We start from the raw sequence: 21,900 nt of genomic DNA on the forward strand, positions 1-21,900 counted from the left end.
GAGCCCCGTCCTTCAGAACGATCCCGGCTCTCCGCTTGCGCTTCGGCCGGGATGACGGAGACCTCGATGGCCGCCCTCAACGCCGATCCGCTTCATCCCCGCCCGATCGACGACGCCCTGGACCCCAAGCGCCGCTTCGGCGAGTCGAGCGAGGCGAACTACGCCGGCGCCGTTTCGTTCCTGCGCCGCCCCTACGCCCTGTCCGCCGAGGGGGCCGAAGTCGCGGTCTGGGGCGTGCCGCTCGACACTTCGGTGTCGAACCGGCCGGGCACGCGTTTTGGACCGCGCGCGATCCGCGACGCCTCGACCATCATGTGCGGCGATCCGGCCTATCCGTTCGGCTTCGACATTTTTGGCGATCTCGCGGTGGTCGACACCGGCGACTGCTCGCTCGACTACGGCCGCATCGAGCAGATGCCGGCCGCGATCGAGGCGCAGGCGGCCGAGCGCTATGCGGCCGGCGCCCATCTCGTCACGCTCGGCGGCGACCACTTCCTCACCTACCCTGTGCTGAAGGCGCTGGTGAAAAAGCTCGGCCGGCCGGTCGCGCTCGTCCAGTTCGACGCCCATCAGGACACCTGGGACGACGACGGCAGCCGCATCGACCACGGCACCATGATCACCCGCGCGGTGCGCGACGGGCTGATCATCCCCGAGCGCTCGATCCAGATCGGCATCCGCACCCATGCGCCGACCGATTGCGGGATCTCGATCGTCGACGGCTTTCTCGCCGACGAGCTCGGGCCGATGGCGACCGCGAGCCGCATCCTGGGACATGTCGAGGACCAGCCCGTCTATGTGAGCTTCGACATCGACTGCCTCGATCCGGCCTATGCGCCGGGCACCGGCACGCCGGTCTCGGGCGGGGTGTCGTCGGCCTTCGCGCTGCAGTGCCTGAGGCGGCTCGGCGCGCTCGACCTCAAGGGCTTCGACGTCGTCGAGGTGTCGCCGCCCTACGACCATGCGGGCGTGACCTCGCTCGCCGCCGCCCATCTCGGGCAGCTCTATCTCGGCCTGCTCGCCGAGCGGAAGCGGGCAGGGAAGAGGATCGCGCCGTGAGGGCGCGTCGGATCGCGGCTGTCGCGGCGGCTGCGCTGGCGCTCTCCGCCTGCGCCGGCGAAAAAGTCTGGATGCGGTCGGGCGCCGGCCCGAGCGACGCCGAGATCGACGAGATGTCCTGCGCCGAGGAGGCCGAGCGCAGCGGCGTATCGGTCAGCATCGGCGGCGAGGCCTCTCCGCCGATGGACCGCTTCAGCCAGCGTTACGCCTGCCTGCGCGCGCGCGGCTACAAGCTGGTGCCGCTCGAGGCGGAGGAGGCCACGAAGCTGAAGTCGCTCGGCGGCGCGGCCAAGGAGGACTACTGGCGCGAGCTGCTGACCAAGCGCGGCTTCGCCGCCGCGCCCCCTCGCGCCGCCGCCCCCATCGTCCACCCCGCGCCCTTGCCGCGCCCGAACGGTCCGGCGCCCGCGCTATGACGCGGTTGCGCGGCTGAAGAGTGGCGACGCCGAATGCGGGAAAGCCCATGTGACCGACGGCTCGACCGCAAATCTCGAGGGATGCGGCGATGCGCGGCCAGAGGTCGCCTCTGGTGGATTTCCTCCGATTCCAGATTGCATCCGTCGCGACCATGACGATTATCTCCGGTTGCGAATGCGGTGCAGGGAAATGTCATGTCGGGAGGACGGACGCGCGCGGGCCGCGCGGCGCCCAGCGAGCAGTTTTACGCCTTCGTCTCGCAGATCGTCGGCGTGGCGCGGACGGTCGCGCCCGACGTCGCGGACATTCTCGATCCGGATGGCGCGTTTGCGGCGACGCCCTGGCGCGGTTCGCGCCTGCGCGGGTTGAAGCTCTGCCGGTCGATGATGCGTTACGCGCGTGACGAACTCGCCGACGATCTCGGGATCAGCCGCCTCGACTGCGCCATCGCGGCCGTGGACGAGCACATCGACGAACTCTCAGACGAGCGCGACGTCTAGCCCGAGGTCGAGGGTCGGGGCCGAATGGGTGATGCGCCCGACCGAGATCAGGTCGACGCCGGCTTCAGCGATGGCCGCCACGGTCTCGAGCGAGACGGTGCCGGACGCTTCCGTCGTCATGCGGCCGGCGACCCGACGGACGGCCTCGCGCAGCGTCGCGGGATCCATGTTGTCGAGCAGCACGGCGTCCGCGCCCTCCGAGATCACGCGGTCGAGCTGATCGAGCGTGTCGACCTCGATCTCGATTTTCACGAGGTGCCCGATCTGGGCCTTGGCGGCCCGAAGCGCCGCCTCGACGCCGCCCGCGACCGCGATGTGGTTGTCCTTGATGAGGATCGCGTCGTCGAGGCCGAAGCGGTGGTTCTGGCCGCCGCCGCAGCGCACCGCGTATTTCTCGAACACCCTGAGCCCGGGCGTCGTCTTGCGCGTGTCGCAGATCTTCGCGCCCGTATGCGCGATCTTGTCGGCGAAGACGGCCGTGAGGGTCGCGACGCCCGACAGATGTCCGAGGAAGTTCAGCGCCGTCCGCTCGCCGGTCAGCACCGCGCGGGCCGGTCCCTCGATGCGCGCGACGACCGAACCCGGCTCGAGGCGGTCGCCGTCAGAGCGCTCGGCGACGAAGCGAATAGCCGGCTCGATAGATGCGAAGGCGGCTTCGGCGAGCTGCAGCCCGGCGAGCCGCCCAGGCGTGCGCGCGACGATCGCGACGCGCGCCTGCGCGTCGGCCGGAATGGTGGCGGCGCTGGTGACGTCGCCGGCGCGGCCGAGGTCCTCGGCGAGCGCGGCTTCGACCGCGCGGGCGACCGACAGCCGGTCGAGCGGGGCGGGGCGGGTCACGAGGCGGCGAGCTCCGCGGCCGGCGCGCCGAGGGCGTCGAGCGCCTCGCCGAGCGTGATGGTGGAGCGGCGCCGCCACTCCTCGCGCGGAACGTCGAAGTCCGAGCGCATATGCGCGCCGCGGCTCTCATGCCGCCGCTCCGCCGAGATCGCGATCAACAGGGCGGCGGTCGCCATGTTGGCGAGGTCGGCCGAGCGCGCTCCGCGGCGCAGGCGATCGATCGTCTCGATCGCCCGGGCGAGCCGGGGGCCGTCGCGCACCACGCCGACATTCTCGGTCATCGTCCGGCGCAGCGTCGCCGCGGCTCCGTCGTCGGCCGGGGCGGAGGCGAGCGTCGCGCGCTCGCCCGTCACGCGTGCCGGCGCCGGGGCGAGCGGCGCGATGCCCGAAATGTCCTCCGCGATGCGCGCGCCGAACACCACGGCCTCGAGCAGCGAATTGGAGGCGAGGCGGTTCGCGCCATGCGCGCCGGTCGAGGCGGTCTCGCCGCAGGCCCACAGCCCGTCGAGCGAGGTGCGGCCGTTCGCGTCGGTCAACACGCCCGCCCATGTGGTAGTGCGCTGCGGGCGCGACCGGGATCGGCTCGCGCGCCGGGTCGACGCCGGCCGACATGCAGGCGGCGTAGACCGTCGGGAACCGCGTCGCGAAGCGTTCGCCGACGGCCGCTCGGGCGTCGAGGAAGGCGCCGCCGTTGCGCGCGGCCTGGTAGACGCCGCGGGCCACCACGTCGCGGGGGCCGAGGTCGAGATCGGGGTGCAACCCGTCCATGATGCGCCGCCCGTCCGGGTCGACGAGGATCGCGCCTTCGCCGCGCAGCGCTTCGGTCGCGAGCGGCGCAGGGTCGCGCCCGATCGCGATCGCGGTCGGGTGAAACTGCACGAATTCGAGGTCGGCGAGCGCCGCGCCCGCGCGCGCCGCCATGGCGAGACCCGCGCCGCGCGCTTCCGGCGGGTTGGTGGTGACCGCGTAGAGATGGCCGACGCCGCCCGAGGCGAGCACGACGGACCGGCCCGCGACCGCCACGGGCTTGGCGAGCGGCTGGCCGACCGGCCGCGCGACGACGCCGGTGACGAAGCGGCCTTCCGCCAGAAGCTCCTCGGCCGCAAGGCCTTCGAGCACGCGGATCGACGGCGTGCGGCGCACCGCTGCGACGAGCGCCGCCATGATGGCGCGGCCCGCGAGGTCGCCGTTGACGCGCACGATCCGGCGCTCGGAATGGGCGGCCTCGCGGGAGAGCAGCAGCTTGCCCTCGAGGTCGCGGTCGAAGGGGACGCCGTAGGAGAGCAGGTCCGCGATCCGCGCAGGCGCCTCGGAGGTCATGAGCCGGGCGATCGCCTCGTCGACGATGCCGGCGCCGGCCGCGATCGTGTCGGCGGCGTGCGCTTCGGCGCTGTCGCCGAGGCCGACGGCGGCCGCGATCCCGCCTTGCGCCCAGGCGGACGAGGCGCCGTCGCCGAGCCGAGCGGCGGTCAGGATGGTGACGGGACGGGGGGCGAGCTTCAGCGCGCAGAACAGGCCCGCGAGCCCGCCGCCGATGATGACGACGTCGTCCGCGCCCGCCCAGGACTGGGGCGCGAAGTCGTCGGGAGAGACGAGGGAAGGGGCGTCGGTCATTGGTGTCCTACTCCGCTTCAAGCTGCGGGAGCGAACTGCGTGCTTCGAGACGGCGGCCTTGCGGCCGGCTCCTGAGCATGGGGGTCGCTGAGGCTTCGAATCGCGGGCCGGTCATGGAGCGCCGATCGCTCCTCAAGCCGGGGAGCCTGCGGAGCAGGCGTCTCGAAGCAGGCGGTTCGCTGCTCCGAAACGCCTCCCGCCTCAGATCTTCAGATTGACCATCCGCTCGACGCTGAGCCGGGCGCGGTCGGCGACCGCGGGATCGACGATGATCTCTTCGCGCATATGCACGAGAGACTCGAGGATCTTTGGCAACGTGATCCGTTTCATGTGCGGGCAGAGGTTGCAGGGCTTCACGAACTCGGTCTCGGGCGATTCCGACATGATGTTGTCGGCCATCGAGCACTCGGTCACGAGCACGACCTTCTTCGGCTTCTGAAGCTTCACGAAGTCGGCGAGCTTGGCGGTCGAGCCGGTGAAGTCGGCCTCGGCGATCACGTCCGGCGGGCATTCCGGATGGGCCAGGATCGTGACGTCCGGATCGGCCTCGCGATAGGAGCGCAGCTCCGCGCCGGTAAAGCGCTCGTGCACCTCGCAGGCGCCGTGCCAGGTGATGATCTTCACCTTGGTCTGGGTGGCGATCCACATCGCGAGATACTGATCCGGAAGCACCATCACCTCGGGGCTCCCAAGCGACTCCACCACCTCAACGGCGTTGCCGGAGGTGAGGCAGATGTCGGCCTCGGCCTTCACTTCCGCCGTGGTGTTGACATACACGGCGACCGGAACGCCGGGGTGGCGGCGACGCAGTTCGCGGACGTCCTCGGCGGTGATCGAGGTCGCGAGCGAGCAGCCGGCGCGGCTGTCGGGGATGAGAACCGTCTTGTTCGGGTTCAGGATCTTCGACGTCTCGGCCATGAAGTGCACGCCGCACTGCACGATCACGTCGGCGTCGGTCTTGGTCGCCTCGCGGGCGAGCGCGAAACTGTCGCCGACCACGTCCGCGACGCAGTTGTAGATTTCCGGCGTCTGGTAGTTGTGGGCCAGAATGACGGCGTTGCGGACCTTCTTCAGCTCGTTGATCGCCTTCACGTACGGGGCGAAGAACGGCCACTCGACGGGCGGCACGACGGTTTTGACGCGCTCGTAGAGATGCGCGGTGGCGGCCTCCACCTCCGGCGTCCATTCAAGCGACGGCATCGCCACAGGCTGAAACCTTCGCGGCGCTGGCGCGGCCGGCGAGAGGGCGGAAAGCTGAGAGGCGGCGAGCGGGGACATGGCGTCCTCCAATGATCAACCGAACCATATGCTCGTTCTGAGCATAACTATGATAGTTGGGATCGAAGCGGATTTGAAGGGCGGACGACAAAGAAATGTCATGAGGTCGAAATCGTGACGCGGCCACGACCGTCCGCCCGGCGCGACGACCAACGGCCTACGTAGTCATGCGGATACGCCGGACTAAGAATTCCGGAGAGTATCGGCCTCAAGAGCTCCGACGTCGTCGTGGAAGCTCATGAGGAAGCCGGCGTCATGACAGAAAATCGACAGGTTTCGGCGCTCGCCTTGGCGGCCGCCGCCGTCGCGGCTTTCGGAGCGTTCGGCGGGCGGGCGGACGCCCAGACGATCGGCCAGCCGCAACGCTTCGGCTCGCATTATCAGCAGTTCGCGACCAACAGCTGCGACACCTCCGACTCGACGCCCTGCACGGTCGCCTTCAGCACGATGACGCGCGGGCCGCTGAAAGTGATGAAGGCCTCCTGCACGATCCTGACCTCGGAAGGCGGCTCGCCCTCGAAGGAGGTCACCGGCGCGGTGCTCGGCCGGCTGTCGGACAACCAGAAGAACTTCATCGCCGGCCAGTACCTCGCCCCGATGCAGTCCGAATTCGCCGGCCCCGGCCAGATCGTCCTCAACTTCCTGGTCGACACGCTCTGGGTCATCCCGAACAACTGGCGCCCCGCGATCCAGATCTCGCGGCTCAACGCGCCGCCGGTCGCCGCGAGCTGCAGCGTGTCGGGCGAAGAGCTGGAGAACTGATCGAGGCGGACCGGCGCCCTCCGGGGTCCGACGCCTTCGATCTCGCTCGCGCCGGCATTCGCCGCAGCGATCCGACGCATGACGCCTTTTCATGGGCGAAAGCGCGCGGCGGCCGCTAGATTGCCTTCCGATTTTCGGGAGGCCCCATGTCCCAGACGCCCGCCGCGCGGCCCGCAGCCGCCACGAGCCTGCCGCTGATCATTTTCTGCGGCTGCGCCATCGCGTGCCTGACCTTCGGCCCGCGCGCGACCGCGGGCCTGCTGCTGACGCCGATCTCGGAGACCAACGGCTGGGGCCGCGACGTCTTCGCGCTCTCCTTCGCGATCCAGAACCTGCTCTGGGGCGTGGGCCAGCCCTTCGCCGGCGGCTTCGCCGACCGTTACGGCGCGCGGCCCGTGCTGATCGTCGGCGGGCTGCTCTACGCCGCGGGCCTCGCGCTCATGCCGCTGTCGAGCGCGCCGGGCGCGATGCATCTGTCGGCCGGCGTCCTGATCGGCTTCGCGCTCTCCGGCGCTTCGTTCTCGATCGTCATCGGGGCCTTCGGGAAGCTGCTGCCGGCCGAATGGCGCACGCTCGGCTTCGGCTTCGGGACGGCGGCCGGCTCCTTCGGCCAGTTCCTGTTCACGCCGCTCGCCTCGACGCTCGTCGGCGCCTATGGCTGGCAGACCACGGTGCTGATCTTCGCCGGCCTGATGCTGCTCGTCCTGCCGCTCTCGATCCCGCTTGCGACCCGGCCGGTGGCGGACGCGTCTGTGACGGTCCGCGACCAGACGATCGGCGAGGCGCTGCGCGAGGCCTTCGCGACGCCGAGCTACTGGCTCCTGGTGATCGGCTTCTTCACCTGCGGCTTCCATCTCGCCTTCATCACCGCGCATCTGCCGCCGTTCCTGATCGACCAGGGCATCAGCCCCCAGGTCGGCGGTTGGGCGCTGGCGCTGATAGGGCTGTTCAACATCGCGGGTTCGCTGTCGTCCGGCGTTCTCTCCGGCCGCATGCCGAAGCGCCACATCCTGGCGGCGATCTATTTCGCCCGCGCGATCCTGATCGCGGGCTTCATCGCCCTGCCGGTGACGCCCACGACGGCGCTCATCTTCGGCGCCGGCATCGGCCTGCTCTGGCTCTCCACCATCCCGCCGACCTCGGGCCTCGTCGCGACGATGTTCGGCACGCGCTACATGACGATGCTCTACGGCGTGGTGTTCCTCAGCCACCAGATCGGCTCGTTCATGGGCGTCTGGCTCGGCGGCGAGCTCTACGAGGCCTATGGGAACTACGACCTGATCTGGAAGATCGCGATCGCGCTCTCGATCATGTCGGCGCTGGTCAACCTGCCGATCCGCGAGCGCGCAGTGGAGCGCCCGGCGACGGCGTGAAGGCGGGGAGGGGGCGCTGGGGCGTCATCCCGGACGGCCCGAAGCCCAAGCCGGGATCGCGTCCCGATGGCGGCTCGCCGGAGGATGACGACTGAGGTTCGGGCTATTCTCCGGAAAACGATCCCGGCTTTCGCTCCGCTCGGCCGGGATGACGGCCATTCACTGGCCGCGGGCTGAATTTCCCGCCGCGGCGCCTATCTAGCGGCCCATCCGAAACCTTTCCTCCGGAGCCCAAATGTCCGCCTTCCGCGCGCTTCGCATCGACAAGACCGACGACGGCCAGACCGTGTCCGTCGTCGACTTCCCCGAAAGCGAACTGATGGAAGGCGACGTCGTGGTGCGCGTCACTCACTCGACGGTGAACTACAAGGACGGCCTCGCCATCACCGGAAAGTCGCCGGTGGTGCGCCGCTTCCCCATGATCCCGGGCATCGACTTCGCGGGCGTGGTGACGGCCTCCGAAAGCCCCGAGTACAAGGCCGGCGACGAGGTGGTGCTGAACGGCTGGGGCGTCGGCGAGACCCATCTCGGCGGCTACGCCGAATGCGCGCGGGTGAAGGGCGACTGGCTGGTGCCGCTCGTCGACGGGCTGTCGGCCGCCGACGCCATGGCGGTGGGAACCGCCGGCTACACCTCGATGCTCTGCGTGATGGCGCTTGAGCGCCACGGCGTGACGCCCGAGCGCGGGCCGGTGCTCGTGACGGGCGCGGCCGGCGGCGTCGGGTCGGTGGCGATCGCGCTGCTCGCCAAGCTCGGCTACCACACCGTCGCCTCGACGGGCCGACCGGAAGAGGGCGACTGGCTGAAGGCGCTCGGCGCGAGCGAGATCATCCATCGCGACGAACTCGCAGCGCCTGGAAAGCCGCTGCAGAAGGAGAAGTACGCCGGCGTGGTGGATTCGGTGGGCTCCGTGCCGCTCGCCAACGCCATCGCGCAGACCAAGTCCGGCGGCGCGGTCGCGGCCTGCGGGCTTGCGGCCGGCATGGACCTGCCGACCTCGGTCGCGCCCTTTATCCTGCGCGGCGTCTCGCTGCTCGGCGTCAACAGCGTGACGGTGCCCAAACCCATCCGCATCGAGGCCTGGGGACGGCTCGCCAGGGATCTTGATCGCGAGAAGCTCGCCTCGATCACCAAGACGATCTCGTTCGACGAGATCGTGCCGACCGCCAACGCCATCATCGACGGCAAGGTCCGGGGCCGCGTGGTCGTGGAGATCTGATCCGAAGCGTCAGCCCGGACGGCCGGCAGGCCGATCCGGGATCGTCATCCGGATGAAGCGCGTCTATGAGATGCGCCCACCATTGAGAACGATCCCGGCTCTCCGCTTCGCAGCGGCCGGGATGACGGCGAAGCAGGAACGATCATGACCGACCTTCTGAACGTCGCGATCCTCGGCGCCTCGGGCTACACCGGCTCGGAGCTCGTGCGTCTGCTCGCGCGCCATCCGAAGGTCGCGCTCAAGGCGCTCACCGCCGACCGCAAGGCCGGCCAGGCGATGGCGGACGTCTTCCCGCAATTCGCCGCGCTCGATCTGCCGCGGCTCACAACCATCGCCGAGGTCGATCTCGCAGCGATCGATCTCGTCTTCTGCGCGCTGCCGCACGGCACCACCCAACAGGTGATCGCGGATCTCTTCGCCAAGAAGCCCTCGATCAAGGTGGTGGACCTTTCGGCCGATTTCCGCCTCGCCGATCCTGAGGCCTACGCGACCTGGTACGGCCACCCGCATCAGGCGCTGGAGCTCCAGAAAGACGCGGTGTTCGGCGTCAGCGAGCTCTATCGCGACCAGATCAAGGGCGCGAAGCTGGTGGCCAATCCCGGCTGCCACTCCACGACCTCGATCCTGCCGCTGGTCCCGCTGCTGCGCGAGCGGCTGATCGAGCCGGACCTGATTTCGATCGTCTCGGCGACGGGCATGTCGGGGGCGGGCAGGGCGGCCAAGGAGGAGATGCTGTTCTCGGAAGTCTCCGAGGGCGTGCACGCCTATGGCGTCGGCAAGCACCGGCACACCGCCGAGCTCGACCAGGAATTCGACAAGGCCGCGGGCCGCACCGCGCGCGCGACCTTCACGCCGCTGCTGATCCCGATGAACCGCGGCATCTACGCCACCATCACCGCGACGCTCGCGGCCGGCGCGACGGCGGAAGCGCTGCATGCGGCGCTCGAGGCCGCCTATTACGGCGAGCCGTTCGTGAAGGTGCTGCCCTTCGGCAAGGCGCCGCAGTCGCGGCATGTGCGCGGGTCGAACAACGTCCAGCTCGGCGTGGTGGCGGATCGCGGCCCGGACCGCGCCATCGTGGTCTCGACGCTCGACAACCTCGTCAAGGGCGCGTCGGGTCAGGCGGTTCAGAACATGAACCTCGTGGCGGGGTTCGAGGCGACCGAAGGCCTCGGGCAGCTCGCGATCTTCCCGTGAGCCGCTTGGCGTCGCGGTTCTGAGTGTGTATATTGTTACACACGAATGATCGGGCGGCGATGTGGAGCGAAACAGTCGAAAGCTCATTGCGCTGCTGAAAGCGGACGGCTGGACGCCTGTTTCGCAGGACGGCAGCCATCAGACGTTCAAGCATACGTCCAACCCGCTGCTGATCACGGTGCCGCATCCGCGCAAGGACCTGCCCGTCGGCCTCGTCCGCCGGATCTATCGGGACGCCGGATGGCGGACATGAGCGCCGCGGAGGATGCATGAACGCTAAGCGATACTTCGTCGGCGTCATCGAGAAGGACGAGGACAGCGCCTTTGGGGTGTGGTTCCCGGACGCGCCCGGAGCCTATGGGGCGGCCGACGAGTTCGAGGACGTCATCAGCGCGGCCGGACGGGCGCTTCGCCATCACGTCGAGGCGCTTCAGACGGCCGGGATGCCGACGCCGGAACCGCGCGCCTATGACGAGGTGATCAACTCGGCGGACGTGCGAGCCGCGATCGCGGCCGGAGCCGCGGCGATCGTCGTGCCGCTTCTCGCCGATGGGGGCCGGACGGTGCGGGTGAACGTCTCGATCGAACGTGACCTTGTCGAGCAGATCGACGCCGCGGCCGAGGCGCGCGGCCTCACGCGCTCCGCATTTCTGGCGCAGGCCGCCCGCGACAAGATCCTGGCGGGCGTGGTCTGACGGCGGACGGACACGCCGCCGGTCAGCTCTTCACCTTCACATAGCTCCCCGGCGCGTCTTCCAGCGCGGGGTAGGGGCCGTCGCCCGGCGTGCGCGCGGGAACCATCGTCGCGTCCATCGCGGCGAGCCAGGCGCGCCAGTCGGGCCACCACGAGCCCGGCCGCTCCTCGGCGCCGTCGAGCCAGTGCGACAGCTCGCCCTTCACGTCGCCGCCGACCCAGTGCTGGTACTTCATCTTGGCCGGCGGATTGACCACGCCCGCGATGTGGCCCGAGCCCGCGAGCACGAAGCGGGTCGGCCCGCCGAACAGCTGCGCGCCCAAAAACACCGACTTCGCCGGCGCGATGTGATCCTCGCGCGTCGCGAGGTGATAGACCGGGATCTTGACCTTGCTGAGATCGAGCAGCTCGCCGCCGACCTTCATGCGGCGATGGGCGAGATCGTTGTTGAGGTAGCAGCCGCGCAGGTAGAACGAGTGGTTGGCGGCCGGCATCCGGGTCGCGTCCGAGTTCCAGTAGAGCAGGTCGAACGGGAACGGCGCGCGCCCGCGCAGGTAGTTGTTCACGACATAGGGCCAGACCATGTCGTTCGAGCGGATCATGTTGAAGGCGTTGGCCATGCTCGAGCCTTCGAGATAGCCTGACTCGGCCATCTTGGCCTCGACGGCCGAGATCTGGTCCTCATCGACGAACACCTTCAGGTCGCCCGCATGGGTGAAGTCGACCTGCGTGGTCATGAGCGTGGCCGACGCGATGCGGTCGTCCCCGGCCGCCGCCATATAGGCGAGCGTCACCGAAAGGAGCGTGCCGCCGACGCAATAGCCGATGGTGTCGGCCTGTTCGGTTCCGCAGATCTCGCGCGCGACGTCGACCGCGGTCATGACGCCGTCGCGCATGTAGTCGTCGAAGCCGAGCCTTGCGTGGCTAGAGTCGGGATTGACCCACGAGATGCAGAAACACCGTGAGGCCTTGCGACACCGCCCAGGCGATCATGCTCTTCTCGGGGGTCAGATCGAGCACATAGAACTTGTTGATCCAGGGCGGCACGATCACGAGCGGGCGCGTGCGGGCCATCGGTGGTCGGGGCGTATTGGATCAGCTCGAACAGGTGGTTGCGGAACACGACCTTGCCGGGCGTCACCGCGAGGTTGCGGCCGACTTCGAAGTTGGAGGGGTCGGTCTGGCGGATTCGAAGGTCGCCCGCGCCGGCGTCGATGTCCTCGGCGAGCATCCGCATGCCGCGCACGAGATTCTCGCCCTTCGATGTGATGGTCTCGCGGATGAGCTCCGGATTGGTGGGCAGGAAGTTCGACGGCGAAGCCGCGCCCGAGAGCAGCTTCACGTAGAACGTCGCCTTGTGGCGCGTGATTGGGTCGAGGTCGTCGGCTTCCTCGACCATGCGGTCGGCCCAGTTCGAGGCGTGCAGATAGGCCTGCTTCAGGAAGTCGAAGACCGGATGCTCGCTCCACTGCGGGTCCTTGAAGCGGTTGTCCTTGGGATCGGGCCGGACGACCGGCTCGGCCTCCTCGCCCGAAAGACGCTTGAGCGTTCCCGCCCACAGCTCCATGAAGCCGCTCGTGAACGCCCGCTGCGCTTCGGCGACGCGGGTCGGATCCTTCATCCACCGCTCGACCACCTGTCCGAGCGTGCGGGCGATGTCGACGACCTCGGCGTTGTTCGGCGTCGGGGGACGTCGCCCGCTTTCGCGCGGGCGCATATAGGCGGACATCGCCTTGCCGCCTTCCTCCCAGAGCCGCGCCATGTTGGCCGCAAAGGCCTCGACCTCGGGCGTGAGGAAGGGGTTTGCGGGCGCGCCGTCGCCGGCGTCCTGGCCCGCGCCAGAAGGGCGCGCGGACGCGGCCGAAGGTTTTTCCGGCTGCGGGGCGGCGGCCGGCGCGGGGCGCGTCGATTCGGCTTTCGCTTCCGCAGGTTTGCCGGCGCCACGCTTCGGCGAGGGCTTGGCCGCCCCGGAGGGCTTTTCGGCCTTGGCGGCCGGCTTCGCCTTCGGCGCGGCGGAACGGGTCTTGGCGGGAGCTGCAGGCTTCGCAGCCGCTGCGGTCTTGGGCTCGGAGGCGGAAGCCTTGGGCTTGGCCGCCTGGGGCTCGGGCTTCGTCGCCGCCGCTTTGGGCTTTGCGGAGCGCTTGCGGGCGGCCGGCTTGTCCGGCGCGGCGGGAGCCGGCTTGGCGGCGGCGCGGGCGCGCGTCTTGGTCGAAGGCTTGGCCGTCTCCGGCTTCGGCGCTTCGCCTTCGACAGGTTCCGGGCGCCGTTTCAGCGCGCTTCGGCCCATAGGACGCGGTCCTCCCCAACAGGAATCCCGCGGTTGCGACAGACGGAGATCGTGATCGGCCGGTCCGCGGGTTGCTTCGTGACGTCGCTCCGTGACAATAGGCGCAAGCGGCGCGTCGCGCCACGGTCGAGGCGGTTCGTCCGTCTCGGCAAAAAGAACGTCCCGCCCGTCCGCCCTGCCGAGAGCGCCCGATGATCGAGTTCCGGAAAGCCGTCCTCGCCGCGGCGGTCCTCGCCGCCGCAGCGTCGCTCGGCGCCTGCAGCGCTTACGGACCGAAGGGCGACCGCGGCCTGCCGCCGCCGCCCGAGCATGTCGCCTATCCAGATCTCAACAGCACGCCGGGCGACGGCGGGCGGACGCTGAAGTCGCCCGAGGAGCAGCGGCGGCTGCGGGCCGAGCTCGAGGCGCGCAAGGCCCAGCGGCGCTGATTTCGCGGGCGGCCTCGCTCAGACGAGCGAGAGGTCGTCCTTGGAGAAATCGTCGACGTCGACGCCGTTCAGCACGATCTCGGTCTTGCCGAAGGTGATGACGGTGAAACCGTCTTCGCCCGAGATCTTGAGGTCGCCGGACGCGATCACGGCGTCGATCGAGGTCGCGCCAGGGTTCTTCACGTCGATCGCGACGTGGTCGACGCCGAGCTCGAAATCCGACACCTGAACCTGCGCGCCGCCGCGCGACACGAGGAGGACGTCGGACCCCGAGCCGGTCGTGACGTAGTCGCGGCCGTTCGTGAAGATGAAGACGTCGTTTCCGGCGCCGCCGTCGAGTCCGTTCTGGCCGGAACCGCCTTCGAGCGTGTCGTTCCCCTTGCCGCCGATCAGGACGTCGTCGCCCTTGCCGCCCTTGAGCGCGTCGTTCCCGGAGCCGCCGTCGAGCGTGTCCGAGCCGGTCCCGCCGAGGAGCACGTCGTTCCCGCTTTCGCCCGCGAGATAGTCGTCGCCTTCGCCGCCGCTGACGAGATCGGCGTGCTTGCCGCCGAACATCACGTCGTCGCCCGACCCGCCGAACAGCTCGTCGCGGCCGCCGCCGCCAAAGAGCGAGTCGTCGCCGGCCCCGCCCGAAAGCATGTTGTCGCCGGTGCTGCCGACGATGAGGTCGCTGAACGAGGAGCCGACCACGTCCTCGATCGAGACCAGCGTGTCGACGTCTTCGCCGAAGGTGGCCAGTCCGGTCGAGAGGTTGACGTCGCCGCCCTGGGTCTGGTCCGAGAAGTTCGCAAGGTCGCGGCCTTCGCCGCCGTCGATAAGGTCGGAGCCCGCGCCGCCGAAGAGCGTGTCGTCGCCGGCGCCGCCGCGCAGCGTGTCGTCGCCCGCGCCGGTGCGCAGGTCGTCGTCGCCCTTGCCGCCCTCGAAGAGGTCGTCGCCGGCCGAGATCAGGTCGTAGAAGGCCTCCGTTCCGCCCTTCAGGAGAAGCGCGGCGGGAACGTCGAGGCCCTTGATCGTGAAGAGCGCCTTCCCGTCGGCGTCATAGATCGTGTAGGCGCTGATCGAACCGGAGACCTCGCCCGTCTTCGGGTCGATTTCGCCGCCTACCGTCTTGATCTTGATCGCCTCGTCGCCGTAGGCGGCTTTCCACGACAGTCCCTTGCCGGTTTCCGAAACGGAGCCCTTCGGCGCGCCAAAATCGAGATAAGCGCTGAAGCCACCCTTCAGAACGACATGGGCCATCACGGGATCCTTCCGTTTCTACGGTTCTGACGCGTCATCTCTTCGTCTAATTTTCAGCCCTTTCGATTTGACGAACGGCTGCAAAGCTTGGCGTTGTTTTTTTGGCATCAGCGTAAACGCTTCGCTATGGCGATCGGCGACGCGTTTCGCCGTCCGCCTCATGTTTGCCCGCAACTTCGCGGTAAGCTAAAGCCCTCAAGATTCGGGCGCGGCCGTTCTCCCCGAGAGCCGCCGCCTTGAACCATCGAACAGCGCCATGACCGAATTTCACTCAGTCCGCCGGCTTCCGCCTTACGTCTTCGAGCAGGTCAACCGCGTGAAGGCCGCCGCCCGCAAGGCCGGCGCCGACATCATCGATCTCGGCATGGGCAATCCGGACCTTCCGACCCCGGACCACATCAACGCCAAGCTGGTCGAGGCGGTGACCAAGCCGCGCACGAACCGCTATTCGGCCTCCAAGGGCATTCCGGGCCTTCGCCGCGCGCAGGCCGCCTATTACGAGCGCCGCTTCGGCGTGAAGCTCAATCCGGACACGCAGGTGGTCGCGACGCTCGGCTCGAAGGAAGGCTTCGCCAATATGGCGCAGGCCATCACGGCGCCGGGCGACGTCGTGCTCGCGCCGAACCCGAGCTACCCGATCCACGCCTTCGGCTTCCTGATGGCGGGCGGCGTCATCCGGAACGTGCCGGCGACGCCGGGGCCGGAATACTTCTATGCGCTCGAGCGCGCGGTGATCCACTCGATCCCGAAGCCGATCGCGATCATCACCTGCTATCCGTCGAACCCGACGGCCGAGGTCGCCGACCTCGACTTCTACAAGGACGTCATCCGCTTCGCGAAGCAGCACGATCTCTTCGTGCTGTCGGATCTCGCCTATTCCGAGATCTATTTCGACGACGTGCCGCCGCCCTCGATCCTGCAGGTGCCGGGCGCGATCGACGTCGCGGTGGAGTTCACCTCGCTCTCGAAGACCTATTCGATGCCGGGCTGGCGCGTGGGCTTCGCGGTCGGCAACGAGAGGCTCATCGCGGCGCTCGCGCGGGTGAAGTCCTATCTCGACTACGGCGCCTACACCCCGATCCAGGTTGCGGCGTCCGCCGCGCTCAACGGGCCGGACGACTGCATCGCGGAGATGCGCGACATCTACAAGAAGCGGCGCGACGTGATGGTCGATTCGTTCGGCCGCGCGGGATTCCCGGTGCCGAGCCCCAGGGCCTCGATGTTCGCCTGGGCCCCGATCCCGGAGAAGTTCCGCCCGCTCGGGAGCCTCGAATTCTCGAAGCTCCTCGTCGAGAAGGCCTCGGTCGCGGTCGCCCCCGGCATCGGTTTCGGCGAGCACGGCGACGAATATGTGCGCATCGCTCTGGTCGAGAACGAACACCGCATCAGGCAGGCCGCCCGTTCGATCCGGCGCTTCCTTGAAACCGCGGACGAGACGTTGCACAACGTCGTCCCGCTCGCCGCCGCCCGGTAATCCCAAGCTTTCCGGGGGCGGTTTCGACCTCTCCCGGACGCGACGCCGTGCCGGGCGAGGCTTTTCTCGCTTTGGACGGAATAAGCTGATGACCGAACCCCTCAAGGTCGGCGTGGCCGGTCTCGGCACGGTCGGATCGTCGGTGGTCCGCATTCTGAACGAGAAGGCGGAGCTGATCGCCGCCCGCGCCGGGCGGCCCGTCGTCGTGACCGCCGTTTCGGCGCGCGACAAGGGCCGCGACCGTGGGCTCAAGCTCGACGGCGTCGCCTGGCACATGGATCCGAGCCAGCTCGCGCGTTCTCGCGACGTCGATCTCGTCGTCGAGGTGATCGGCGGCGCGAACGGGGCGGCCAAGTCCTGCGTCGAGACGCGATCGAGGCCGGCCGCCCGGTGGTGACCGCCAACAAGGCGCTGCTCGCCAAGCATGGCGTCGAGCTCGCCCGCGCGGCCGAGGAGGCGGGCGTCGCCATCGGCTTCGAGGCGGCGGTCGCCGGCGGCGTGCCGGTGGTCAAGGTTTTTGCGCGAAGGCCTCTCGGCCAACGGCGTCAGTCGCGTCTTCGGCATCCTCAACGGGACGTGCAACTACATCCTGACCCGGATGGAGAAGGACCGCCTGAGCTTCGCCGAGTGCCTCGCCGAGGCCCAGCGGCTCGGCTACGCCGAGGCGGACCCGACCTTCGACGTCGGCGGCCACGACGCCGCGCACAAGCTCGCGATCCTGTCCTCGCTCGCCTTCGGAGTGGAGACCGACGCAGACGGGGTCTATGTCGAGGGCATCACCTCGATCACGCCGCTCGATCTCGAAATGGCCGAGGAGCTCGGCTATCGCGTCAAGCTGCTCGGCATCGCGACCCGGGGGCCGGAGGGCGTCGAGCAGCGCGTCCACCCCTCGATGCTTCCGCGCGACAGCGCGATCGCGCGCGTCGACGGCGTGACCAACGCGGTCGAGATTGACGGCGACGCGGTCGGCGCGCTGGTGCTTGCGGGCCCCGGCGCCGGCGGCGACGCGACCGCCTCGGCGATCATCGCCGACATCGTCGACATCGCCCGCGGGATCCGCACGCCGGTCTTCGGAATTCCGGCCGTCCAACTCACGAGCCCGACCCGCGCGCCGATGGGCACGCATGAGGGCGGCTACTACATCCGCCTGTCGGTTCTGGACCGTCCCGGCGCCGCGGCCGCGATCGCGACCCGGATGGCCGAGCAGGGCATCTCGCTGCGCTCCATCGTCCAGCGCGGCCGCGAGCCGGACTTTGATCGGCCGAGCGCCGATCCCGTCGCCGTCGTCCTAATTACTTACGCCACCAACGAGGCCGCGCTGCGCCGGGCGCTGGACGCCATCGAGGCGGACGGTCATATCGATGGTGTCCCTCAGGTGATAAGAATCGAGAAGCGCTGAGGGGCGCGGGCCTCGCCGACAGAGCGGAGGCGTCATGCGCGGATAAAAAACCGCGCGGGAGGAACGGGCCGATGGCCAAGAACGCTTCGGTCAAGCGCCCGGCTGCCCCGATGAAGGGCGCCGAACCCCCCTCCGTGTCGACGGGCGAGATCGTCGACAGGTCGCTCGCGATCGAGATCGTGCGGGTGACGGAGCGCGCCGCTGTAGCCGCCGCCCGGTTCCGCGGGCGGGGCGACGAGCGGGCCGCCGACCAGGCCGCCGTCGACGCCATGCGGCGCGAACTCAACCGGCTCGCCATCCACGGCGAGGTCGTGGTCGGCGAGGGCGAGCGCGATCATGCGCCGATGCTGTTCGTCGGCGAGGAGCTCGGCGACCTCACCGGGCCGCGCGTCGACATCGCGCTCGATCCCCTCGAGGGCGTGACGCTCTGCGCCAAGAACCAGTCGAACGCCATCGCGGTCGTCGCGATCGCCGAGCCCGGCACGCTGCTCAAGGCGCCCGACGTCTACATGAGCAAGATCGCGATCGGGCCGGGCTATGCGCCCGACACGGTCCATCTCGACGCCGAACCCGCGCTCAATCTGCGTCGCCTCGCCAAGGCCAAGGGCGTCTCGGTCTCCGAGATCACCGCCTGCATCCTCGACCGCCCGCGCCACGCGCGGCTGATCGAGGCGGTGCGGGAGACCGGCTGCGCGATCCGCCTCATCAGCGACGGCGACATCTCCGGCGTCATCGACGTCGCGCGCCCCGACGAGACCGGCGTCGACATCTATCTCGGCTCCGGCGGCGCCCCCGAGGGCGTGCTCGCGGCGGCCGCGCTGAAGTGCATCGGCGGCTTCATGCAGGGCCGGCTCATCCTCGACCAGCCGGACGCGCGCCGCCGCGCGCAGGACCTCGGGATCAAAGACTTCGACCGTCTTTACGGCGTCGACGACATGGCCCGCGGCGACGTCTTCTTCGCCGCGACCGGCGTCACCGACGGCGGCTTGCTCGCGGGCGTGCGCTTCGGCGCGGGCGCGATCTTCACCGACACGATCGTGACGCGCTCGTCCTCGGGAACGATCCGTCGGATCCAGGGCGAGCATCGCTCGACCGACAAATTCCATCTCGGCTGAGCCGCGCCAGAACCGCCGCCGCCATCCACCCGGCTTGTCCGGGGCGTAGCCAGCGCTTTCTGAGAGCCGCTTCTGCGAAACCGGCCGTCTACATCCACAGCTTCCCTCGGCTCCTCGATTCTCTTCGCGCCGATGCGCAGCTATGATTCGCGTCATGAAGACTCGCGCGTGCCACTGCCGGTCCGGGGCCTCGCGGCCATGACCGCGGCCGCCGTGCTGCTGTCGCAGGCTCCGCGCAGCGACGCTTTTCTCGGCGTCGAGCGATCCTTCGGCGACCGGATCTGGCGCGACCGGCTCGACGCGCGCGGACGCGCCTCGGCCGCCGAGATCACTCGGGACCACGGCCTGTCGGATCTGCTCGCCCGCGTGCTTGCCGGACGGGGCGTCTCGAGCGCGGGAACCGAGGCCTACCTCGCTCCGGCGATCCGTGACCTCATGCCTGACCCCGATAAGCTGACCGACATGGGCGCGGCGGCCGCGCGGCTCGCCGACGCCGCCGAGCGCGGCGAGCGCGTCGCGGTGTTCGGGGACTACGACGTCGACGGGGCGACGTCCTCGGCGCTCATCGCCGGCTTCCTCGGGCAGGCGGGGCTCGCCGTCGAGATCTATATCCCCGACCGGATCTTCGAAGGCTACGGGCCGAACGCCGCCGCGATCGACCGGCTGGCCGAGAACGGCGCGAGCCTGCTCGTCACCGTCGACTGCGGCTCGACGAGCCACGAGGCGCTCGGCCACGCCCGCGCCCGCGGGCTCGACGTCGTCGTGCTCGACCATCACCAGATGGGCGCGGAGGCGCCGCCGGCCGTCGCCCTCGTCAATCCGAACCGGCAGGACGATCTCTCGGGCCTCGGCCATCTCGCGGCCTGCGGGGTGGTCTTCATGACCATCGTCGCGACCGCCCGCGAGCTTCGCCGCCGCGGCTTCTGGTCTAACGCGGAGGCGAGCCGGACCTGCTCGCGAGCCTCGACCTCGTGGCGCTCGGCACCGTGGCCGACGTCGTGCCGCTCACGGGGCTGAACCGCGCCTTCGTGGCCAAGGGCCTGATCGCGATGCGCGCGCGCGCCCGCCTCGGGCTTGCGGCGCTGATGGACGCGAGCCGCCTCGACGGGCCGCCGAGCCCCTACCATCTCGGCTATCTCATCGGGCCGCGGATCAACGCCGGCGGCCGGGTCGGCGACGCCGGGCTCGGGGCTCGACTGCTGCTCTGCACGGACGACGAGGAGGCGCGGCGCGTGGCGGCCGAGCTCGATCGCCTCAACGGCGAGCGGCAGGCGATCGAGCGCGAGACGCTGGCCGAGGCCGAGGCCGAGGCCAACGCGGCGCTCGGCCTCGACGGCGAGGGGGCCTCGGTCGCGGTCGTTTTCGGGGCAGGGCTGGCATCCGGGCGTCGTCGGCCTCGTGGCGGCGCGGCTGAAGGAGAAGTTCCGGCGCCCGGCCTTCGCGGTGGCGGTGGGACCCGACGGCGTGGGCACGGCTCGGGGCGTTCCGTGCCGGGCGTCGATCTCGGCGCGGCGGTGCGCGCGGCGGTGGAGGAGGGCCTGCTCGTCAAGGGCGGCGGCCATGCGATGGCGGCGGGCGTCACCATCCGCGCCGACCGGCTCGGAGCCTTCCGGGCGTTCCTCGAGGGAGGCTCGCGACCGCCGTGTCGGCGTCGCGCGGCGACCGTTCTCTCAAGATCGACGCGGCGCTGACCGCCGCGGCCGCGACGCCCGCACTTGTCCGCGAACTCGACCGGGCGGGGCCCTTCGGCGGGGGGCGCCCGAGCCCGTGCTGGCGCTTGCGGCCCACACCGTCGCGTCGGCCGACGTCGTGGGGCAGGGGCATGTCCGGCTGCGGCTTCGAAGCGGCGACGGCTCCGCAGTCGGGCGAATCGCGTTCCGGGCGGCCGAGACCGATCTCGGACGCGCGCTGCTCGCCCGCCGCGGCGCCCTCGTGCATGCGGCCGGCGCGCTCACGATCGACCGTTGGGGCGGCTCCGAAAAGCCTCGCTGCGCCTCATCGACGCCGCGTCCGCCGAAGCCTGAGGCGCGTCGCGCCGCCCCGCCGCGCTTGTCTGACGCCCGCGATGCGCCACGTGGTCTTGCAGCGCCATGCGTTGTTCATGATTTTGGTGTTGTTCGAAGGCGGCCCGCCGAGGCCGTGATCGGGCCTCAGACCCCGGAGCCTCAGGACCGCCTTGACCGATCTCGCCAGCCGCCCCCACGCCGCGACAGACGAGCCGACCTCCTCGCCGGAAGGCGGGCCGACCCTCTCGAGCCAGGGCGAGCCCGACCGGCCGACGCATGGCGACCCGTACGACGGCGACCCGCACGACCCGCAGGCGCAGCCCGGTCCGCCGCACAGGCGCGGATTTTCCGCGGTGCTCGCCGATCTCGCCGCCGGCGACAGCCCGCGCGTCAGCGTCGGCCAGATCCTCCACGCCTTCGGCGATCGGGCCTTCGGCGCTTCTCCTCGTCTTCGCGCTGCCCAACGCCCTGCCGATGCCGCCCGGAACCTCCGCGATTCTCGGCAGCCCGCTGCTCTTCATCGCGTTCCAGCTGATGAGCGGCCGCCCGGTGCTCTGGCTGCCGAAGCTCATCACCGACGGTCCCTGAAGCGCGAGGACTTCCGGACGCTCGCGGCCAAGATCGATCCGTGGGTGAAGAAGTGCGAGCGCCTGCTCAAGCCGCGCGTCCCGCTTGCTCACCACGCCGTTCGCCGACCGGCTGACGGGGGCGGCCTGCTTCATCCTGTCCATCATCCTCACGCTGCCGATTCCCCTCGGCAACATGCCGCCCGCGGTCGCGATCACGGCTTCGCGCTCGGCATGATCGAAAGCGACGGAGCCGCGATCGGCGTCGGCTGGGCGGCCACGATCGGAAGTTTTGTGATCCTCGGCCTGTTCGCAGGCGTGGTCACCGCGGGATTGCAGTATTTCGGCGGACCGCTGCTGTCTTTTCGGCTTCTGATCCACAGGCCTCGCCTCGCGGCTTGCGGCCCCCGCCGAACCTCCGTATGAAGCGCGGGCG

At 69.8% G+C, this 21,900-nt stretch carries 16 protein-coding genes and 5 pseudogenes; 16 read left to right on the forward strand and 5 right to left on the reverse strand.

The features are described from left to right. Nucleotides 1–66: 66 nt before the first annotated feature. The 3 genes from speB (at nucleotide 67) to K6K41_RS26425 (ending at nucleotide 1,976) form a co-directional block, all read left to right on the forward strand. Nucleotides 67–1,059 carry an agmatinase gene (gene speB, locus K6K41_RS26415; RefSeq protein ID WP_261403003.1) on the forward strand — a complete coding sequence of 331 codons (993 nt, stop codon included), beginning with the start codon at nucleotides 67–69 and terminating at the stop codon, nucleotides 1,057–1,059. Continuing rightward, nucleotides 1,056–1,475 (forward strand): hypothetical protein, encoded by a 420-nt coding sequence (locus K6K41_RS26420; RefSeq protein ID WP_261403004.1) that lies wholly within the window; start codon nucleotides 1,056–1,058, stop codon nucleotides 1,473–1,475. The genes speB and K6K41_RS26420 overlap by 4 nt, the downstream gene beginning before the upstream one ends. Before the next feature lie 195 nt (nucleotides 1,476–1,670). Beyond that, nucleotides 1,671–1,976, forward strand: a complete 306-nt coding sequence (locus K6K41_RS26425; RefSeq protein WP_261403005.1) for a hypothetical protein — start codon at nucleotides 1,671–1,673, stop codon at nucleotides 1,974–1,976. On the opposite strand, the gene nadC is transcribed toward K6K41_RS26425, so the two are convergent. The 3 genes and pseudogenes from nadC to nadA all read right to left on the reverse strand — a co-directional run bounded on the left by nadC (nucleotide 1,956) and on the right by nadA (nucleotide 5,705). Beyond that, nucleotides 1,956–2,813 (reverse strand): carboxylating nicotinate-nucleotide diphosphorylase, encoded by an 858-nt coding sequence (nadC, locus tag K6K41_RS26430; protein WP_261403006.1) that lies wholly within the window; start codon nucleotides 2,811–2,813, stop codon nucleotides 1,956–1,958. The two genes, K6K41_RS26425 and nadC, sit on opposite strands and share 21 nt — an antisense overlap. Next, nucleotides 2,810–4,427, reverse strand: a pseudogene (locus tag K6K41_RS26435) (L-aspartate oxidase). Before K6K41_RS26435 ends, nadC begins: the two are co-directional and overlap by 4 nt. Nucleotides 4,428–4,628: 201 nt before the next feature. After that, nucleotides 4,629–5,705, reverse strand: coding sequence for a quinolinate synthase NadA (nadA, locus tag K6K41_RS26440; RefSeq protein ID WP_261403007.1), 1,077 nt, complete (start codon nucleotides 5,703–5,705; stop codon nucleotides 4,629–4,631). 255 nt (nucleotides 5,706–5,960) lie between these two features. On the opposite strand from nadA, the gene K6K41_RS26445 reads away from it, so the two are divergent. The 6 genes from K6K41_RS26445 to K6K41_RS26470 all read left to right on the forward strand — a co-directional run bounded on the left by K6K41_RS26445 (nucleotide 5,961) and on the right by K6K41_RS26470 (nucleotide 10,951). Further along, nucleotides 5,961–6,467: a hypothetical protein gene (locus K6K41_RS26445; protein WP_261403008.1), complete on the forward strand. Its 507-nt coding sequence runs from the start codon at nucleotides 5,961–5,963 to the stop codon at nucleotides 6,465–6,467. Between the two features lie 146 nt (nucleotides 6,468–6,613). Then, nucleotides 6,614–7,840: an MFS transporter gene (locus tag K6K41_RS26450; RefSeq protein ID WP_261403009.1), complete on the forward strand. Its 1,227-nt coding sequence runs from the start codon at nucleotides 6,614–6,616 to the stop codon at nucleotides 7,838–7,840. A 235-nt stretch (nucleotides 7,841–8,075) separates the two neighbouring features. Then, complete coding sequence (gene acuI / locus K6K41_RS26455; RefSeq protein WP_261403010.1) at nucleotides 8,076–9,059, forward strand: acrylyl-CoA reductase (NADPH); 984 nt, start codon at nucleotides 8,076–8,078, stop codon at nucleotides 9,057–9,059. Nucleotides 9,060–9,203: 144 nt separating this feature from the next. After that, a complete protein-coding gene (gene argC / locus K6K41_RS26460) occupies nucleotides 9,204–10,256 on the forward strand; it encodes an N-acetyl-gamma-glutamyl-phosphate reductase (RefSeq protein ID WP_261403011.1) in 1,053 nt (350 codons plus the stop codon). A gap of 61 nt (nucleotides 10,257–10,317) precedes the next feature. Then, nucleotides 10,318–10,509: a type II toxin-antitoxin system HicA family toxin gene (locus tag K6K41_RS26465; RefSeq protein WP_261403012.1), complete on the forward strand. Its 192-nt coding sequence runs from the start codon at nucleotides 10,318–10,320 to the stop codon at nucleotides 10,507–10,509. Between the two features lie 16 nt (nucleotides 10,510–10,525). Beyond that, nucleotides 10,526–10,951, forward strand: coding sequence for a type II toxin-antitoxin system HicB family antitoxin (locus K6K41_RS26470; RefSeq protein ID WP_261403013.1), 426 nt, complete (start codon nucleotides 10,526–10,528; stop codon nucleotides 10,949–10,951). A gap of 22 nt (nucleotides 10,952–10,973) precedes the next feature. On the opposite strand, the pseudogene phaC reads toward K6K41_RS26470, so the two are convergent. Further along, nucleotides 10,974–12,712 (reverse strand): annotated as a pseudogene (phaC, locus tag K6K41_RS30860) (class I poly(R)-hydroxyalkanoic acid synthase). 716 nt (nucleotides 12,713–13,428) lie between these two features. Between phaC and K6K41_RS26480 the strand changes: the two are divergent. Continuing rightward, the gene (locus K6K41_RS26480) at nucleotides 13,429–13,665 is read left to right on the forward strand and encodes a hypothetical protein (protein ID WP_261403014.1); all 237 of its coding nucleotides are present in this window, start codon (nucleotides 13,429–13,431) and stop codon (nucleotides 13,663–13,665) included. 18 nt (nucleotides 13,666–13,683) lie between these two features. Here K6K41_RS26480 and K6K41_RS26485 read toward each other — a convergent pair whose 3' ends face one another. Next, on the reverse strand, nucleotides 13,684–14,904 hold the full coding sequence (locus K6K41_RS26485; protein ID WP_261403015.1) for a calcium-binding protein: 1,221 nt from the start codon (nucleotides 14,902–14,904) through the stop codon (nucleotides 13,684–13,686). 256 nt (nucleotides 14,905–15,160) lie between these two features. On the opposite strand from K6K41_RS26485, the gene K6K41_RS26490 reads away from it, so the two are divergent. The 6 genes and pseudogenes from K6K41_RS26490 (at nucleotide 15,161) to K6K41_RS26515 (ending at nucleotide 21,890) form a co-directional block, all read left to right on the forward strand. After that, nucleotides 15,161–16,378 (forward strand): LL-diaminopimelate aminotransferase, encoded by a 1,218-nt coding sequence (locus K6K41_RS26490; RefSeq protein ID WP_261403016.1) that lies wholly within the window; start codon nucleotides 15,161–15,163, stop codon nucleotides 16,376–16,378. 88 nt (nucleotides 16,379–16,466) lie between these two features. Beyond that, nucleotides 16,467–17,777: pseudogene (locus tag K6K41_RS26495) on the forward strand (homoserine dehydrogenase). A gap of 110 nt (nucleotides 17,778–17,887) precedes the next feature. Beyond that, the gene (gene glpX, locus K6K41_RS26500; protein WP_261405836.1) at nucleotides 17,888–18,892 is read left to right on the forward strand and encodes a class II fructose-bisphosphatase; all 1,005 of its coding nucleotides are present in this window, start codon (nucleotides 17,888–17,890) and stop codon (nucleotides 18,890–18,892) included. A gap of 198 nt (nucleotides 18,893–19,090) precedes the next feature. Further along, nucleotides 19,091–20,875, forward strand: a pseudogene (gene recJ / locus K6K41_RS26505) (single-stranded-DNA-specific exonuclease RecJ); the annotation flags it as partial. Nucleotides 20,876–21,174: 299 nt separating this feature from the next. Next, nucleotides 21,175–21,702, forward strand: a pseudogene (locus tag K6K41_RS30030) (exopolysaccharide biosynthesis protein). Next, on the forward strand, nucleotides 21,699–21,890 hold the full coding sequence (locus K6K41_RS26515; RefSeq protein ID WP_261403017.1) for a hypothetical protein: 192 nt from the start codon (nucleotides 21,699–21,701) through the stop codon (nucleotides 21,888–21,890). Before K6K41_RS30030 ends, K6K41_RS26515 begins: the two are co-directional and overlap by 4 nt. Nucleotides 21,891–21,900: the final 10 nt, after the last annotated feature.

Source organism: Chenggangzhangella methanolivorans, from assembly GCF_019797865.1.
In the GTDB taxonomy this organism is placed as follows: domain Bacteria; phylum Pseudomonadota; class Alphaproteobacteria; order Rhizobiales; family Methylopilaceae; genus Methylopila; species Methylopila methanolivorans.

Bases quoted from the DNA above. Each gene is read 5' to 3' on its own strand.
- K6K41_RS26485 (WP_261403015.1), bottom strand. From the start codon at position 14,904: ATGGCCCATGTCGTTCTGAAGGGTGGCTTCAGCGCTTATCTCGATTTT.
- K6K41_RS26480 (WP_261403014.1), top strand. From the start codon at position 13,429: ATGATCGAGTTCCGGAAAGCCGTCCTCGCCGCGGCGGTCCTCGCCGCC.
- acuI (WP_261403010.1), top strand. From the start codon at position 8,076: ATGTCCGCCTTCCGCGCGCTTCGCATCGACAAGACCGACGACGGCCAG.
- K6K41_RS26425 (WP_261403005.1), top strand. From the start codon at position 1,671: ATGTCGGGAGGACGGACGCGCGCGGGCCGCGCGGCGCCCAGCGAGCAG.
- K6K41_RS26515 (WP_261403017.1), top strand. From the start codon at position 21,699: ATGATCGAAAGCGACGGAGCCGCGATCGGCGTCGGCTGGGCGGCCACG.
- speB (WP_261403003.1), top strand. From the start codon at position 67: ATGGCCGCCCTCAACGCCGATCCGCTTCATCCCCGCCCGATCGACGAC.
- nadA (WP_261403007.1), bottom strand. From the start codon at position 5,705: ATGTCCCCGCTCGCCGCCTCTCAGCTTTCCGCCCTCTCGCCGGCCGCG.
- K6K41_RS26450 (WP_261403009.1), top strand. From the start codon at position 6,614: ATGTCCCAGACGCCCGCCGCGCGGCCCGCAGCCGCCACGAGCCTGCCG.
- glpX (WP_261405836.1), top strand. From the start codon at position 17,888: ATGAAGGGCGCCGAACCCCCCTCCGTGTCGACGGGCGAGATCGTCGAC.
- K6K41_RS26445 (WP_261403008.1), top strand. From the start codon at position 5,961: ATGACAGAAAATCGACAGGTTTCGGCGCTCGCCTTGGCGGCCGCCGCC.
- K6K41_RS26470 (WP_261403013.1), top strand. From the start codon at position 10,526: ATGAACGCTAAGCGATACTTCGTCGGCGTCATCGAGAAGGACGAGGAC.
- argC (WP_261403011.1), top strand. From the start codon at position 9,204: ATGACCGACCTTCTGAACGTCGCGATCCTCGGCGCCTCGGGCTACACC.
- K6K41_RS26490 (WP_261403016.1), top strand. From the start codon at position 15,161: ATGACCGAATTTCACTCAGTCCGCCGGCTTCCGCCTTACGTCTTCGAG.